The following is a 15010-nucleotide window of genomic DNA, read 5'->3' as shown; positions in this document are numbered from 1 at the left end:
CCCCGGCCGGTGGGCGGGTGGGAGGCGGCACGGCGCGCCCGGCGGCGTGGGCGGAGGTACCGAGTACACCCGGGCAGTCACCCGGTGTGGGATACTCGGGGAGGCCACTGGGCCGCGGGGCGCATGTGAGAGGTGCTGCCTGCGGCGTTGTGGCCCGGTGATGTGCATGATCTTCCGCGGCGCGCGTCGCCGCCCGCGAACCGGGTGGCTGGACGACGTGGCGGGCGGTCCGGGGGCCGCGAGTGCCTTATGCACGCCGCCGAGCAGACCTTTGACCGGGTTGCGCCCCGCCGGAACCGGTGGTGCGTGGCGCCCGGTCGTCGGGCCAGGATTCCCGCCGCTGGTGACCACCACGGCGGAACGAACAGAAAGGGGCCCCTGCGCGGCCGCGTCCCTGCCGGTGAACACCGGCAGACGCGCCCGGGGGCGGAGGAGACATATGTCGAACGCGGAAACACCCGCCGAGCACGCCGGCGGGAATCCCGCCACACCCACGACCGGCCCGCTGGCCGACCTGCCCGCCCGGATCCGGGTGCACGCGCTGGCCAAGCTGCTCGAGTCGCACAGCCGGGACGTCCTCGCGAAGCTGGCCGAGCTGGGCGAAAGCGTCCGGAGCGCGCAGTCGAGCGTGACCAGGGAAGTGGCGCTCAAGGTGGCCGAGGCCTTCACGCCCGGCGACGTCGAAGAAGAAGCCCCCGCCGAGGCGTCTCGGCAGCCCGAGCGCCCGCCGGTGCCGCCGGTGCCGGAGGTGTCGTCGGTGTCGTCGGCGGAGGCCGAGAAGCCGCGGCCGCGGCAGAAGACCCGCGCGCACCTGCCGGTGTTCGCCGCGCCTTCGCCGGTGTTCCTGCCGCCGGAGCCGCCCGCCGCGAAGCCGTCCCGGAAGCCGGTCGACCCGTTCGCGGAGCCGCCGTCCCGCCCGGAGCCCGAGGTGGCCGAGGAAGCGGAGGCGGAGGACACGACGCCGGTCACCGACCCGGGCGCCGACGACGACGAGGACGCCGGCAGCCGGCGCCGTCGCCGCCGGGGCCGTCGCGGCCGTGGCCGGGGCAAGGGCGCCGACGGCGGCGACGAGACCACCGAGAACGAGGACGACCAGGTCGAAGAGCCGCGTCGTAAGGGCCGCAACGGGGACGAAAAGCCCGAAGCGGACACCGAAGAGGCGGAGGAAGCCGCCGTCGAGACCGACGCCGACGCCGACGAGGGCGAAGGGGAGGGCGGCACCAGGCGCCGTCGCCGCCGCCGTCGCCGCAAGGGCTCGGACGGCGAAGACGCCGAGGCCACCGGCACCGACGACCCGCCGAACACGGTCACGCACGTCCGCCAGGCCAAGGCCGAGGCCGCCGAGCGCCCGGCGCGCGACGAGGTGCGCAGCGTCCGCGGCTCGACCCGCCTGGAGGCCAAGCGCCAGCGCCGCCGTGACGGCCGCGAGGCGGGCCGCCGCCGCGCCCCGATCCTGTCCGAGGCCGAGTTCCTGGCCCGGCGCGAGTCGGTCGAGCGCACCATGGTCGTCGCGGAGCACGGCGACTCCACCCAGATCGCGGTCCTCGAGGACGGCGTCCTCGTCGAGCACTTCGTCACGCAGTCGGGCTCCGGCTCGATCGTCGGCAACGTCTACCTCGGCCGCGTCCAGAACGTGCTGCCCAGCATGGAAGCCGCGTTCATCGACATCGGCCGCGGCCGCAACGCCGTCCTGTACGCCGGCGAGGTCGACTGGGACGCCGCCGGCCTGGAGGGCAAGGCCCGCAAGATCGAGCAGGCGCTGTCCACCGGCGACTCGGTGCTGGTCCAGGTGACCAAGGACCCGGTCGGCCACAAGGGCGCCCGGCTGACCACGCAGATCTCGCTGCCCGGCCGCTTCCTGGTCTACGTGCCCGCGGGCGGCGCCACCGGCATCTCCCGCAAGCTGCCGGAGAACGAGCGTCGCCGGCTCAAGGACATCCTCAAGCGGATCGTCCCGGAGGACGCGGGTGTGATCATCCGCACCGCCTCCGAGGGGATCGGCGAGGAGGAGCTGGGGCGTGACGTCGACCGCCTGAAGGCCCAGTGGGACGTCATCAAGGAGAAGGCCGCCGCCGGTTCCGGCAAGAAGGGCGGCGCGCCGACCATGCTCTACGAAGAGCCGGACCTGCTGGTCAAGGTCGTGCGTGACCTGTTCACCGAGGACTTCACCAAGCTGGAGATCCAGGGCAACCGGTCGTGGGAGACGATCAACGACTACGTCCGGCACGTCGCGCCGGAGCTGACCGACCGGCTGAGGCGCTACGTCGGCACCGGCAACGCGTTCGCCGACCACCGGATCGACGAGCAGATCACCAAGGCCCTCGACCGCAAGGTCTGGCTGCCGAGCGGCGGTTACCTGGTCATCGACCGCACCGAGGCGATGACGGTGATCGACGTCAACACCGGCAAGTTCACCGGTTCGGGTGGCAACCTCGAGGAGACGGTGACCCGCAACAACCTGGAGTCGGCGGAGGAGATCGTCCGCCAGCTCCGGCTGCGGGACATCGGCGGCATCATCGTGATCGACTTCATCGACATGGTGCTCGAGTCCAACCGCGAGCTGGTGCTGCGCCGCCTCACCGAGTGCCTCGGCCGCGACCGCACGCGCCACCAGGTCGCCGAGGTCACCTCGCTCGGCCTGGTCCAGATGACCCGCAAGAAGATCGGCACGGGCCTGCTGGAGGCGTTCTCCACGCCGTGTGAGCACTGCAAGGGCCGGGGCGTGCTCGTCTCGACCGAGGTGCAGCGCACGAACGGCGGCTCGCCCTCCCAGGGCGGGAACGGCAACGGCGGGAACGGCGGCGGTGGCGGTGGCGGGGAGAAGAGCTCCCGCCGGTCGCGCGGCCGCGGCAAGGGCGACGAAGCCGCCAAGGCGGAGGCCGAGGGCGCCGTCAAGGCCGAGGTGCACGCGGTCCCGCCGCCCGAAAAGCGCGAGTCGATCGCGTCCGCGGTGGCGGCGATGGCGAACGCCTCGAAGGTCGCCAAGGAGCACGACCACGGCACCCTGAACGGGCACGTCCCCGAGCCCGCCAGGGAGGTCGCGGACGTCCCGGCGACCACGGAGGCGGACGAGACGCCGGTGGCGGCCGAACCGCCCGCGGAACCCGCCCAGGAGGTCGCCGGCACCCCGGTGACCACCGAAGCGGACCAGGCGCCGGTGCCGCAGGAAGACGAGCCCGAGGTCGAGGCGTCGTCGGCTCCCGAGCCGGCGGAAGAGCCCGTCAACGAGTCTTCGGAGCCGGCCCAGCCGGTCGCCGAACCCGAGGTCAGCGTGCCCGAACCGGCCGTGCGCTCCACCCGGCGCCGTCCGCGCCGGGCGGCGTCGCGGCCGGCGGGCCCGCCGGTGCACGCCTCGGATCAGAGTCAGTGAACGACTAGGGGGACCCCGGTGGTAACGCACCGGGGCACCCCACGTAACCTGTAGTACGGCCTGCCACCAGAGCAGGTCGCTGCGCGAGTCCAGGACCGCCGTTCCATCAGGTGGGCCGATCGCGCGGGCCCCCACCCATTGTCGAGTAATGCAGGAGACTTCCGTGTCGGCGTACGCGATCGTCAAGACCGGCGGCAAGCAGTACAAGGTGGCCGTCGGCGACGTCGTCGAGGTCGAGAAGCTCGAGGGCGAGCCGGGCACCGAGCACATCCTCCCCGCCGTTTTGTACGTCGACGGTGGCGATGTCACCACGGACGCCGACGCGCTGGCGAAGGTCTCGGTCACCGGCAAGGTCGTCGAGCAGACCAAGGGTCCGAAGATCCGGATCCACAAGTTCAAGAACAAGACGGGCTACCACAAGCGCCAGGGTCACCGGCAGAAGCTGACCCGCGTCGAGGTCACCGCCATCTCCCTGTAAGGGCTTCTCCGGATCTTCGTTTCAGGCTGAGATTTTTCAAGAAGGGCTTTCGCTATGGCTCACAAGAAGGGTGCGTCCAGCTCCCGCAACGGTCGTGACTCGAACGCGCAGCGCCTCGGCGTCAAGCGCTACGGCGGCCAGGAAGTCAACGCGGGCGAGATCCTGATCCGCCAGCGCGGCACCAAGTTCCACCCCGGCGTGAACGTCGGCCGTGGCGGCGACGACACGCTGTTCGCCCTGGCCGCCGGTGCGGTCCAGTTCGGCGAGAAGCGTGGCCGCAAGACGGTCAACATCGTCGTGCCGTCGGAAGCCTGATTCGGCTTCTGTCTAGACCTCTGACGAGGGGTGGGGCCGGAATATCCGGTGCCACCCCTCGTTTGTTTTTGTGTCCGATCTTCCGCAGGTGAAAGAGGCAAGTCATGGCGTCCCGGTTCGTGGACCGTGCGGTGATCCACCTGACCGCAGGTGACGGTGGGAACGGCTGCGCCTCGGTGCACCGCGAGAAGTTCAAGCCCCTCGGTGGCCCGGACGGCGGCAACGGCGGCAACGGCGGCGACGTCCTGCTGGTCGTCGACCCGAACGTGCACACCCTGCTCGACTTCCACTTCCGCCCGCACGCCAAGGCCGGCAACGGCAAGATGGGCCAGGGCGGCAACCGCGCGGGTGCGGCGGGGGAGACGCTGACGATGAAGGTGCCGTCCGGCACCGTCGTGTTCACCGAGGACGGCGAGCTGGTCGCCGACCTGATCGGCCCGGGCACCACGTTCGTCGCCGCCCAGGGCGGCCGCGGCGGTCTCGGCAACGCCTCGCTGTCGTCGAAGGCGCGCAAGGCACCCGGGTTCGCGCTGCTCGGCGAGCCGGGCGAGACCCGGAACCTGACGCTGGAGCTGCGCTCGGTCGCCGACGTCGGCCTGCTCGGCTTCCCGTCGGCCGGCAAGTCGTCGCTGATCTCGGTGCTGTCCGCGGCCAAGCCGAAGATCGCCGACTACCCGTTCACCACGCTGGTGCCGAACCTCGGCGTCATCACCGGCGGCGACACGGTGTTCACGATGGCCGACGTGCCCGGCCTCATCCCCGGCGCGTCCGAGGGCAAGGGCCTCGGCCTCGACTTCCTCCGCCACATCGAGCGCTGCGCGGTGCTGGTGCACGTCGTCGACTGCGCGACGCTCGACCCCGGCCGTGACCCGCTGTCCGATGTGGACGCTCTGGAGGCCGAGCTCGCCAAGTACACGCCCAGCCTCGGCGGGAAGCTCGAGGAGCGGCCGCGGGTCGTCGTCCTCAACAAGATCGACGTCCCGGAGGCGGCCGAGCTGGCCGAGTTCGTCCGGCCGGAGCTGGAAGCCCGCGGCCTGCCGGTGTTCGAGGTTTCGACGGCGTCCCGCAAGGGCCTGCGGGAGCTGACCTTCGCACTCGCGGCGATCGTCGAGAAGTACCGCGAGGCGCAGCCGGTGCTGGAGCCGGAGAAGATCGTGCTGCGGCCGCTGGCCGTCGACGACTCCGGGTTCACCGTCGAGGCCGACCCCGAGGAAGAGGGCGCGTTCATCGTGCGCGGCGCGCGGCCGGAGCGCTGGATCCGCCAGACCGACTTCGGCAACGACGAAGCCGTCGGCTACCTCGCCGACCGGCTCAACCGCCTCGGCGTCGAGGACCAGCTGGCGAAGCTCGGCGCGCGGCCCGGCAGCCCGGTCACGATCGGCGACGTCCAGTTCGAGTGGGAGCCGTCGACGCCGAGCGTCGCGATGCACCTGTCCGGGCGTGGCACCGACGTCCGGCTGGAACGCAACGACCGGATCGGCGCGACCGAGCGCAAGGAAGCCCGCCGGATCCGGCGCGAAGGCACGGACGAGTTCGAGGACGACCTGGACGCCGACGAGTGAGCGGCACTCGCGAAGCCATCGCCGCCGCGCGGCGGCTGGTGGTCAAGGTCGGCTCGTCGGCGCTGACCACCGCGGGCAGCGGGCTCGACCCGGCCCGGCTGGACGCGCTGGTCGACGCGATCGCCGAGCGCGTCGCCCGGGAGACCCAGATCGTCCTGGTGTCGTCGGGCGCGATCGGCGCGGGCTTGGCCCCGCTTTCGCTGGGCAAGCGTCCTCGCGATCTCGCGACGCAGCAGGCGGCGGCGAGCGTCGGCCAGCTGGCGCTGGCGCACGCGTACGCCGAGTCGTTCGGGCGGTACGCGCTGACGGTCGGCCAGGTGCTGCTGACCTCCGACGACGTCGTCCGCCGTTCGCACTACCGGAACGCGCAGCGGACGTTCTCGCGGCTGCTGGCGCTGGGCGCGGTCCCGGTCGTGAACGAGAACGACACGGTGGCCACCGAAGAAATCCGCTTCGGCGACAACGACCGCCTGGCGGCGCTGGTGGCCCACCTCATCGGCGCCGACGCGCTGATTCTCTTGTCCGATGTGGACGGTCTCTACGACGGTGACCCGCGGGACGGAGCCACCCGCAAGCTGACCGAGGTCCTGTCCGAGTCCGATGTGGACGGTATCTCGGTCGGCATGTCCAGCTCGGGCCTGGGCACGGGCGGCATGGTGTCCAAGCTGGCGGCGGCCCGCACGGCGGCGGGCGCGGGCATCCCCGTGCTGCTGGCAGCGGCTTCCGAAGCCTCGGCGGCACTGACTTCCGCTTCCCCGGGAACAGCGTTCGCCCCGGCGGACACCCGCCTGTCGGCCCGCCGGTTCTGGCTGGGCTACGCGGCGGACACGACGGGCAGGCTCCGCCTGGACGACGGCGCGGTGACGGCGGTGGTCCGCCGCCGGAGATCCCTGCTGGCGGCCGGCATCACGGGCGTGGAAGGCGACTTCCAAGCGGGTGACGTGGTGGACCTGGTGGACGCGAAGGACCGCCCGGTGGCCCGTGGCGTAGTGGCCTTCGACGCGACGGAGCTCCCGGAGCTGATCGGCCACTCGACCCCCGAACTCCCGGCGGAACAACGCCGCGAAGTAGTCCACGCCGACGACCTGGTCCCCCTCCGCCGCTGACCCGCACCCCTTGTGCACCAAGGGGCATCACCGGTGATCGCGGGGGCACCACTCGTGATCGGCCGTGTCGGCCCTTCAATCACGTGTGATGCCCCTCCAATCACGCGTCATGCCTCCTCAATCACGGCTGATGCCCGCTCCGTCACGGGCGATGCCTCTCGGCACACAAGTGATTCCCCTCGAGTCCGGCTGACGGCCCGGGCTCAGCCCAGGGAGACCAGCCGGGCGCCGCCGTCGGCCTCCAGGACCGTGCCGGTCAGGTTCGGGTTCGTCGCCGCCAGCGTCACCACCTCCGCCACGTCGTCGGCCGTCGCGACGCGGCGGGCCGGGATCGAAGCCGCCGTCTGCGCGAAGAACCCGTCCCGCATCTCCTCCGGGAACCCGCTCCACCAGGCCGTGTCCACCACGCCCGGCGAAACGGCGTTGACCCGCCGCGGCGCCAGCTCGACGGCGAGGGGTTTGACCAGCGCTTCGACCGCCGCGTTGAGGGCGCCGATCCCGGCCGTGCCCGCCATCGCCGCCCGGGCGGTGATGGCGCTGAGCAGCGTGATCGAGCCGTCCGCGGCCAGGTGCGGCAGCACGGCCTGGATGGTGGTCAGGTGCGCCCAGAACTTCGCGTCGAACGCCCGCCGCAGCATCGCGAGGTCCAGTGAATCGATCGGCCCCATGCCTTCGGTGCCGGAGAGGCTCACCACCAGGACGTCGACCGTCCCGAGCGATCCGGCCAGCGCGGCCATCGCTTCGGCGTCGCCGCCGTCGGCCTGGTGCCCGGTCAGCTGCGGGTCGCTCGCCGCGACGTCGTCGAGGCGTTCCTTGCCGCGCCCGGTGACGTGGACGTCGTATCCCTGCCGCTGTAGTCGCCGCGCGGTCGCCAGGCCGATGCCCGAAGTGCCGCCGGCGACGAGAGCGATGCTCATGCTTGTTCCTCATTTCGAACCGGTACGTATCGTTTCGAAATTGACGCTACCATCGGATCCCATGACCGACCAGTCCCGCCCCGGCCGCAAGCGCAGCGAACAGAGCAGGCTGGCGATCCTCGCCGCCACGCTCGAACTGGTCGCGGAGGCCGGCTACGGCGCGCTGACCATCGAAGGCATCGCGGCGCGCTCGGGCGTCGGCAAGCAGACGATCTACCGCTGGTGGCCGTCGAAGGCCGACGTCCTGCTCGACGCCCTGGCGACGAAGGCGGACCTGCAGATCCCGATCCCCGACGAGGGATCGTTGCGCGCCGACCTCACCCGGTTCCTGGGCCGCACCTTCGAGCTGGGCGACAAATCCCCGGTCGCGGACACGCTGCGGGCGCTGATGGCGCAAGCGCAGATCGACCCCGAGTTCGGCAAGCGGTTCCGCGAAGAGTTCCTGTTCCGCCGCCGCGACGCCCTCGGCCGGATCGTCGACCGCGCCCGCGAGCGCGGCGAACTCCCGGCCGGCGTCGGCTCCGGCACGGTGATCGACGTCGTGTTCGGCACGCTCTGGTACCGGCTCCTCGCGACGCGCGAACCGGTCGGCCGCGGCCTGGCCGGCGAACTGGTGGCGCTCCTCAGCGCCCGTTAAAGCTGTTCGGGCGCTTCGATGCCGAGCAGCGAGAGTCCCAGCGCGAGCGTTCGCGACGTCAATTCGGTCAACCTCAGCCGGGAATCCCGCAACTCCGGCGAAGACGCCTTCAGCACCGGACATTCCTCGAAGAACCGCGAGAAAATGACCGCCGTCTCGTACAGGTACGTACAGAGCTTGTGTGGCGCGTAGCCACTCGTCGCCGCCTTCAGCGCTTCGCCGAACCTGAGCAGCTTCAGCGCCAGCGCCCGTTCCTCCGGCGCCTCCAGCAGTACGTCGGTGCCGCCGGGCAGGCCGCCCGCCTTCCGGAGGATCGACCGCGTCCGGGCGTGCGCGTACTGGAGGTACACCGAAGTGTTGCCTTCCTTGGCGAGCATCCGGTCCCACGCGAAGACGTAGTCGCGCTCCCGGTCGCCGGACAGGTCCGCGTACTTGACCGCGCCGATACCCACCGCGCGGGCGACTTCCGCCTGCACCGCCGCGTCGAGCTCACTGCGTTCGGCGACGACCGCCGCCGCCTGCGTCACGGCTTCGGTGAGCAGGTCGGCCAGCTTGACCGTCTCGCCTGCGCGGGTGCGCATGGTCTTGCCGTCCGCGCCCAGCACCGTCCCGAACCCGACGTGCTCGGCGTGCCCGGTCAGCCAGCCCGCCTCGCGGCAGATCGCGAACAGCATCGCGAAGTGCTGCGCCTGCGGCGTTCCGACGACGTAGACCAGGTCGGTGGCGCCCCGCTCGGCCGTCCAGTACCGGACCGTCGCCAGGTCCGTGGCGGCGTACCCGTAGCCGCCGTCGCGTTTGCGGACGATCAGGGGTAGACGGTCGCCTTCACGGTTGCGGAACCCTTCGGGGAACACGCAGACCGCGCCGTCGCTGACGTCGGTGAGACCGGCCTTTTCCAGGTCCTCGACCACCGAAGCGAGGTACGGGTTGTAGAAGCTTTCGCCGTAGATGTCCTTGTCTGTCAGGGAAATCCCGAGCAGCGCGTAGACCTCGTCGAAGTGCCGTGTCGATTCGTCGACGAGCTCCTGCCAGACGGCGAGAGTGTCTTCGTCGCCGCTCTGCAGCCTGACGACGCGCGTGCGTGCCCGCGTCGCGAACGCTTCGTCGCTGTCGAACTTCCGGCGTGCTTCGCGATAGAAGGCGTCGAGGTCGGCGATCGCGCGTTGCCCGGCGGAGACGTCGAGAAGGTGCTCGATGAGCATGCCGAACGGCGTGCCCCAGTCGCCGAGGTGGTTGTGCGGCAGCACTTCGTGCCCGGCGAACCGCAGCAGGCGGGCGAGCGCGTCGCCGATCACCGACGAGCGCAGGTGCCCGACGTGCATTTCCTTCGCCACGTTCGGGCTGCTGTAGTCGAGCGCGACCCGCCGCGGCGCCGCGGTTTCCGGCACGCCGAGACGCGGATCGCCGAGCAGCGCGCCGGTGCGCGCTTCGAGCCATTCCCCGCGCAGCACGAAGTTCAGGAATCCCGGCCCGGCGATTTCGGGTGGATCGGCGATCCCGCCGAGCTCCAGCGCCCCGGCGATCAGCCCGGCGACCTCGCGCGGCGGGCGGCCGAGCCGCTTGCCCAGGCTCATCGCGAGATTGCCCTGGTAGTCGACGCCTTCGCGCGGCGACGCCTGGATCAGCGCCTGGTCCGGCGTCAGCTCCACGTCCAGCGCCCGGCCGGCGGCGGCCACCACGCGGCGCGCCAGCTCCTCGGTAACGTCGGCGGTCTGCACGGTTTCCCTCCTTCGGCTCGGTCGCGGAACTCGCAGCCTAGCGAGCGTGACCGGCCGGTGACGAAGGGTTTACCGCAGCTTGCTGCCCCTTGGTCTCCGGCAGCGTGAGGATCACCGCGAACGCGATCGTGGCGCCGGCGGTGACGTACCAGAAGCGGAGCGTCTGCGAGACGGTGCTGAACAGTTGCGGCTTGCGCCCGAACCGGTCCCGCCGAGCCGCGGACCGGCGCCCGGCCGGCCGGGAGTCAGGCCGTGCTGGCCAGCGCGAACGGCAGCACCGCGGGTGCCCCGGCCCGCCGCAGCAGCCGCGCGGCGAGCGTCATCGTCCAGCCGGTGTCGATGACGTCGTCCACGAGCAGCACCGGCCCGGGCGGCAGCGTCGCCGCGAGGTCGGCCGGCATGCTCAGCCGCCGCCAAAGGTCGGCCAGCCGTTGCGCGCTGTTCGCCCGGCGGGGCGGCGGCCCGTCCGCGTCGAGCGCGCCGAGGAAGTCCAGCCTGCCGATCTCGGCCAGCCGCGTCGCCAGGCTGTACACCAGCTGTGGCCGCGTCGACGACGGCACCGCCACCACCGCCACCGGCCGCTGGGCCCACTGCCACCCGGCGAGCACCTGCACGCACGCCTTGAACACCGAGTCGGGCACCTCGGCGTCCGCCGCCTGGGGACCGACGAGCTCCCGCAGCCGGTTGCCCCAGCCGACGTCGGTGAGCCGCCCGAGCACCTGGCCCGGCTCGGCCTGGTCGTCGGCGGAGATCCGGCCGGACACCGGAACGTCCAAAGAGGACATCCCGGTCGGCCACTGCTTCCGCGGCGCGACCTCCACGCCCGGCCGCTGCAGGCGTTCCCGGGTCGCGTCGACGACCTCGTCGGCCACCGACGTGTCCCAGTGCCGGCCCGTGCAGTTGTCGCAGCGGCCGCACGGCACCGCCTCGGGGTCGTCGAGCTGACGCCGCAGGTACTCCATCCGGCAGCCGTCGGTCGCGAGGTACCCGAGCATCGCGTCCTGCTCGCGGTCACGCGCCTCCGCGACCCGCCGGTAGCGCCCGCGGTCGTACTCCCAGTCCCCGCCCGTGCTCTCCCAGCCGCCCTTCACGCGCCGGACCGCGCCGTCGACGTCCAGCACCTTGAGCACCATTTCCAAGCGGGACCGCGAAAGCTCGACCGACGGCTCGAGCGCGGCCGTCGAGAGTGGACGGTCGGCGTACGCGAGCGTGTTCAGCACCTGGGTCACCCGCAGTTCGTCGGGGAAGGCCAGCGACCCGAAGTACGCCCAGATCGCCTTGTCCTCCTCGCCGGGCAGCAGCACGACCTCGGCGCGTTCCACACCACGCCCCGCGCGGCCGACCTGCTGGTAGTACGCGATCGGCGACGACGGCGCGCCGAGGTGCACGACGAACCCGAGGTCGGGCTTGTCGAACCCCATGCCCAGCGCGGACGTCGCCACCAGGGCCTTGACGCGGTTGCCGAGCAGGTCGTCCTCGGCCGCCTGCCGGTCGGCCGGGTCGGTCTTCCCGGTGTAGGCCGCCACCGGGTAGCCGCGGTCCTTCAGCAGGGACGCGACGTCGTGCGCCGCCGCGACGGTCAGGGTGTAGATGATCCCGGAACCGGGCAGCTCGGCCAGGTGCTCCGCGAGCCACGCCAGCCGCGCCTGCGAAGTCGGCAGGCGGCACACCGACAGCCGCAGGCTTTCCCGGTCGAGGCTCCCGCGCAGCACCAGCGTGTTCGCGCCGCTGCCGAGGCCCAGCTGCTCGGCGACGTCGGTGACCACGCGGTCGTTCGCCGTCGCGGTGGTCGCCAGCACCGGCACGCCTTCCGGAAGATCACCCAGCAGGGTGCGCAGACGCCGGTAGTCCGGCCGGAAGTCGTGGCCCCAGTCCGAAATGCAGTGCGCCTCGTCGACCACCAGCAGCCCGGTGCTCGCGGTCAGCTTCGGCAGCACGTTGTCGCGGAAGTCCGGGTTGTTCAGCCGTTCGGGGCTGACCAGCAGGACGTCCACCTCGCCCGCCGCGACCGCGGCCTGGACCTGGTCCCATTCCTGCGGGTTCGCCGAGTTCATCGTCGCCGCGTGGATCCCGGCACGGGCCGCCGCCGAGATCTGGTTGCGCATCAGGGCGAGCAGCGGCGAGACGATGACCGTCGGCCCGCTGCCCTGCTCGCGCAGCAACGCCGTGGCCAGGAAGTACACCGCCGACTTGCCCCACCCGGTGCGTTGCACGACCAGCGCGCGACGCCGCTGCGCGACCAGGGCTTCGATGGCCGTCCACTGGTCTTCGCGCAGCTTCGCCGCATCGCCGGCCAATGCCCGGAGGAGGGTCTCGGCGCGGTCGCGGAGGGCTGGGGTGGTGCTGGTCGTGTCCACGTCCCCACGTCTACCCCATGGCACCGACGAACCGGGAATCGGCGGCGTCACGAACGGACCGTTCGCGACGAATACGGGTGGTAATGTGACCTGAATCACAAGTCTGACTGAGCGCGCCCCGCGTCCCATGGCCCGGCTGTATAGGCTCTCCGGTCATGTCACCACGGCGGATCGGGGTCATGGGCGGCACGTTCGACCCCGTGCACCACGGCCACCTCGTCGCGGCCAGCGAGGTCCAGTCCCGGTTCGGGCTCGACGAAGTGATCTTCGTCCCGACCGGGCAGCCGTGGCAGAAGACCAGCCGCCAGGTGACCAAGGCCGAGCACCGCTACCTGATGACGGTGATCGCGACCGCGTCCAACCCGGTGTTCTCGGTCAGCCGCGTGGACATCGACCGCGGCGGCCAGACCTACACCGTCGACACCCTGCGCGACCTGCGCGCCGAGCACCCCGAGGACGAGCTCTTCTTCATCACCGGCGCCGACGCGCTGGAGCAGATCCTGACCTGGCACAAGGCCGACGAGCTGTTCGACCTCGCGCACTTCATCGGCGTCACGCGCCCCGGCTACCGGCTCAACTCGCACCACCTGCCCAGCGGCAAGGTGAGCCTGGTCGAGGTCACGGCGATGTCGATTTCGTCCACCGGCTGCCGCGAGCGGGTCGAACGCGGGGAGCCGGTCTGGTACCTCGTGCCGGACGGAGTCGTCCGCTACATCGTCAAGAACGACCTGTACCGGAAGAGCGACTGAAGCACCGCTGGTCCCGGCGGGTACCCTTCTCGGGCGAACCCGATCTGTGAAGGAGCACCGTGGCAGCCACGTCCGAGGCACGAGAGCTGGCCGTAGCGGCCGCACACGCGGCGGCGGACAAGAAGGCCAGCGACGTCGTCGTGCTGGACGTGTCCGAGCAGCTCGTCATCACCGACGCCTTCGTCATCGCCTCCGCGTCCAACGAGCGCCTGGTCGGCGCCATCGTCGACAACGTCGAAGAAAAACTGCGGGAGAGCGGCCACAAGCCGGTCCGCCGCGAAGGCGCCCGCGAAGGACGCTGGGTGCTGCTCGACTACGTCGACGTCGTCGTGCACGTCCAGCACGTCGAGGAGCGCACGTTCTACGGCCTCGAGCGGCTGTGGAAGGACTGCCCGCGCATCGAGGTGGCCGGACTCGAGGAGCCACCCGCCGACGAGGACCCGGACGTACCGTGAGCCCGCGGCGGCTGGTGCTCTGGCGCCACGGCGAGACGGACTACAACGCCGCCGGGCGGATGCAGGGACACCTCGACTCGGCGCTGACCCCGCGCGGCTGGAACCAGGCCCGGTTCGCGGTGCCCGCGCTGGCCCGCTTCTCCCCGGACCTCGTCATCGCTTCCGACCTGCGCCGTGCCACCGACACCGCCACCGTGCTCACCGACGCCATCGGCGTCCCGCTGCGCATCGACAAGCGGCTGCGCGAAACGCACCTGGGTGACTGGCAGGGGCGCACCGGCGAGGAGGTCGACCAGGCCTACCCCGGCGAACGCGACCGCTGGCGCACCGACGCGACCTGGGCGCCGCCGGGCGGGGAGAGCCGCGTCGACGTCGCCGACCGGGCGGGCGAGGTGGTCACCGACCTGCTGCAGGCCAACTCCGAAGCGGGCGAAACCGTGCTGCTCGCCGCGCACGGCGGGCTGATCGTCGCCCTCACCGCGCGGCTGCTGACCTTGCCGGTGGAGGTCTGGCCGTCGCTGGGCGGGATCGCGAACTGCCACTGGGTCGAGCTGGGCCGCCGCGACGGCAAGTGGCGGCTGCAGGCCTACAACGCGGGGATGCACGGCTAGCCGATGGGGCCGCGCCTGCTGGTGTTCGGCGATTCGCTGAGCTTTCACGGTCCCGAAGGACCCTGCGCCGCGGACGAGCCGCGGTTGTGGCCCAACATCGCGGCCGCCGCTCTCGGCGGCACCGCCGACCTGGTCGCCGGGATCGGCTGGACCGCGCGCGACGCCTGGTGGTCGCTGACCGGCGATCCGCGTGTCTGGGCCGACCTCCACCACGTCGACGCGGTCGTGCTGGCGGTCGGCAGCATGGACACGCTGCCTTCGCCGTTGCCGACCTACCTGCGCACCGGGCTGCGCTACCTGCGGCCCGACCCGGTGCGGCGGGTGGTGCGCAAGGCTTACCTCGCCGCGCAGCCACGGTTGTCGGTCGCCTTCCGCGGCCGTCCCGCCGTGCTGCCGGCCAAGCTCACCGTGCAGTACCTCGACACGGCCGTGAGCGCGCTGCGCGTCCTGCGGCCCGAGCTGCCGATCTTCGGCTGGCTGCCGTCGGTGCACCGGGCGGCGGCCTACGGCAACGTGCACACCGCGCGGCCGGCCGCGGCGGCCGCGATGGCGGCCTGGGGCGCGCGGGCGGGGGTTCCCTTGCTGGACCTCGAAAGGGTCGTCGGGGAGCACGTGCTCAGCGGCGCGGGCAACCCGGACGGCATGCACTGGGGCTGGCCGGGGCACGCCGCGGTGGGCGAGGCGATGTCCGTGTTGATGGCGCCGGCGCCGGCCCCCGGCCACGTAGGCTGACGG

At 71.8% G+C, this 15010-nt stretch carries 13 protein-coding genes; 10 read left to right on the top strand and 3 right to left on the bottom strand.

All coding sequences use genetic code 11. The features are described from left to right. The first annotated feature begins 439 nt into the window (after nucleotides 1-439). The 5 genes from CF165_RS32050 (at nucleotide 440) to proB (ending at nucleotide 6831) form a co-directional block, all read left to right on the top strand. On the top strand, nucleotides 440-3370 hold the full coding sequence (locus tag CF165_RS32050; protein ID WP_093951317.1) for a translation initiation factor IF-2 N-terminal domain-containing protein: 2931 nt from the start codon (nucleotides 440-442) through the stop codon (nucleotides 3368-3370). A gap of 163 nt (nucleotides 3371-3533) precedes the next feature. After that, nucleotides 3534-3848, top strand: a complete 315-nt coding sequence (rplU, locus tag CF165_RS32045) for a 50S ribosomal protein L21 (RefSeq protein ID WP_003067132.1) — start codon at nucleotides 3534-3536, stop codon at nucleotides 3846-3848. 54 nt (nucleotides 3849-3902) lie between these two features. Beyond that, entirely contained in the window at nucleotides 3903-4163 is a 261-nt protein-coding gene (rpmA, locus tag CF165_RS32040) for a 50S ribosomal protein L27 (RefSeq protein WP_093951316.1), read from the top strand. A 104-nt stretch (nucleotides 4164-4267) separates the two neighbouring features. Then, nucleotides 4268-5725, top strand: a complete 1458-nt coding sequence (gene obgE, locus CF165_RS32035) for a GTPase ObgE (RefSeq protein WP_093951315.1) — start codon at nucleotides 4268-4270, stop codon at nucleotides 5723-5725. Next, complete coding sequence (gene proB, locus CF165_RS32030) at nucleotides 5722-6831, top strand: glutamate 5-kinase (RefSeq protein ID WP_093951314.1); 1110 nt, start codon at nucleotides 5722-5724, stop codon at nucleotides 6829-6831. The genes obgE and proB overlap by 4 nt, the downstream gene beginning before the upstream one ends. A 203-nt stretch (nucleotides 6832-7034) precedes the next feature. Here the strand turns inward: proB and CF165_RS32025 are convergent, their stop codons facing one another. Then, nucleotides 7035-7748 carry an SDR family oxidoreductase gene (locus CF165_RS32025; protein WP_093951313.1) on the bottom strand — a complete coding sequence of 238 codons (714 nt, stop codon included), beginning with the start codon at nucleotides 7746-7748 and terminating at the stop codon, nucleotides 7035-7037. A gap of 61 nt (nucleotides 7749-7809) precedes the next feature. Here CF165_RS32025 and CF165_RS32020 point away from each other — a divergent pair, with 61 nt between their 5' ends. Continuing rightward, nucleotides 7810-8385, top strand: a complete 576-nt coding sequence (locus CF165_RS32020; protein WP_093951312.1) for a TetR/AcrR family transcriptional regulator — start codon at nucleotides 7810-7812, stop codon at nucleotides 8383-8385. Here CF165_RS32020 and argS read toward each other — a convergent pair. Both argS and CF165_RS32010 read right to left on the bottom strand, forming a co-directional pair. After that, the gene (argS, locus tag CF165_RS32015; RefSeq protein ID WP_093951311.1) at nucleotides 8382-10103 is read right to left on the bottom strand and encodes an arginine--tRNA ligase; all 1722 of its coding nucleotides are present in this window, start codon (nucleotides 10101-10103) and stop codon (nucleotides 8382-8384) included. The two genes, CF165_RS32020 and argS, sit on opposite strands and share 4 nt — an antisense overlap. 245 nt (nucleotides 10104-10348) lie before the next feature. Then, nucleotides 10349-12460: a RecQ family ATP-dependent DNA helicase gene (locus tag CF165_RS32010; protein WP_093951310.1), complete on the bottom strand. Its 2112-nt coding sequence runs from the start codon at nucleotides 12458-12460 to the stop codon at nucleotides 10349-10351. Nucleotides 12461-12639: 179 nt separating this feature from the next. Here CF165_RS32010 and nadD point away from each other — a divergent pair, with 179 nt between their 5' ends. The 4 genes from nadD to octT are packed head-to-tail and all read left to right on the top strand — an operon-like array spanning nucleotide 12640 to nucleotide 15007. Further along, on the top strand, nucleotides 12640-13209 hold the full coding sequence (gene nadD, locus CF165_RS32005; RefSeq protein WP_240521910.1) for a nicotinate-nucleotide adenylyltransferase: 570 nt from the start codon (nucleotides 12640-12642) through the stop codon (nucleotides 13207-13209). A gap of 59 nt (nucleotides 13210-13268) precedes the next feature. Further along, nucleotides 13269-13664 (top strand): ribosome silencing factor, encoded by a 396-nt coding sequence (rsfS, locus tag CF165_RS32000; RefSeq protein WP_003067112.1) that lies wholly within the window; start codon nucleotides 13269-13271, stop codon nucleotides 13662-13664. Beyond that, on the top strand, nucleotides 13661-14275 hold the full coding sequence (locus tag CF165_RS31995; RefSeq protein ID WP_093951308.1) for a histidine phosphatase family protein: 615 nt from the start codon (nucleotides 13661-13663) through the stop codon (nucleotides 14273-14275). The genes rsfS and CF165_RS31995 overlap by 4 nt, the downstream gene beginning before the upstream one ends. Nucleotides 14276-14278: 3 nt before the next feature. After that, nucleotides 14279-15007 (top strand): diglucosylglycerate octanoyltransferase, encoded by a 729-nt coding sequence (gene octT / locus CF165_RS31990; protein ID WP_093951307.1) that lies wholly within the window; start codon nucleotides 14279-14281, stop codon nucleotides 15005-15007. Nucleotides 15008-15010 lie beyond the last annotated feature (3 nt).

Origin of the sequence: Amycolatopsis vastitatis (assembly GCF_002234595.1) — a bacterium.
GTDB lineage: Bacteria > Actinomycetota > Actinomycetes > Mycobacteriales > Pseudonocardiaceae > Amycolatopsis > Amycolatopsis vastitatis.
Note: the sequence above shows the minus strand (reverse complement) of the source record. Positions and strands in the feature narration are given on the sequence as shown.

Excerpts from the sequence above, each read along its gene's own strand:
- CF165_RS32050 (WP_093951317.1), top strand. The coding sequence starts at position 440 with ATGTCGAACGCGGAAACACCCGCCGAGCACGCCGGCGGGAATCCCGCC.
- rpmA (WP_093951316.1), top strand. The coding sequence starts at position 3,903 with ATGGCTCACAAGAAGGGTGCGTCCAGCTCCCGCAACGGTCGTGACTCG.
- obgE (WP_093951315.1), top strand. The coding sequence starts at position 4,268 with ATGGCGTCCCGGTTCGTGGACCGTGCGGTGATCCACCTGACCGCAGGT.
- CF165_RS32025 (WP_093951313.1), bottom strand. The coding sequence starts at position 7,748 with ATGAGCATCGCTCTCGTCGCCGGCGGCACTTCGGGCATCGGCCTGGCG.
- CF165_RS32020 (WP_093951312.1), top strand. The coding sequence starts at position 7,810 with ATGACCGACCAGTCCCGCCCCGGCCGCAAGCGCAGCGAACAGAGCAGG.
- nadD (WP_240521910.1), top strand. The coding sequence starts at position 12,640 with ATGGGCGGCACGTTCGACCCCGTGCACCACGGCCACCTCGTCGCGGCC.
- octT (WP_093951307.1), top strand. The coding sequence starts at position 14,279 with ATGGGGCCGCGCCTGCTGGTGTTCGGCGATTCGCTGAGCTTTCACGGT.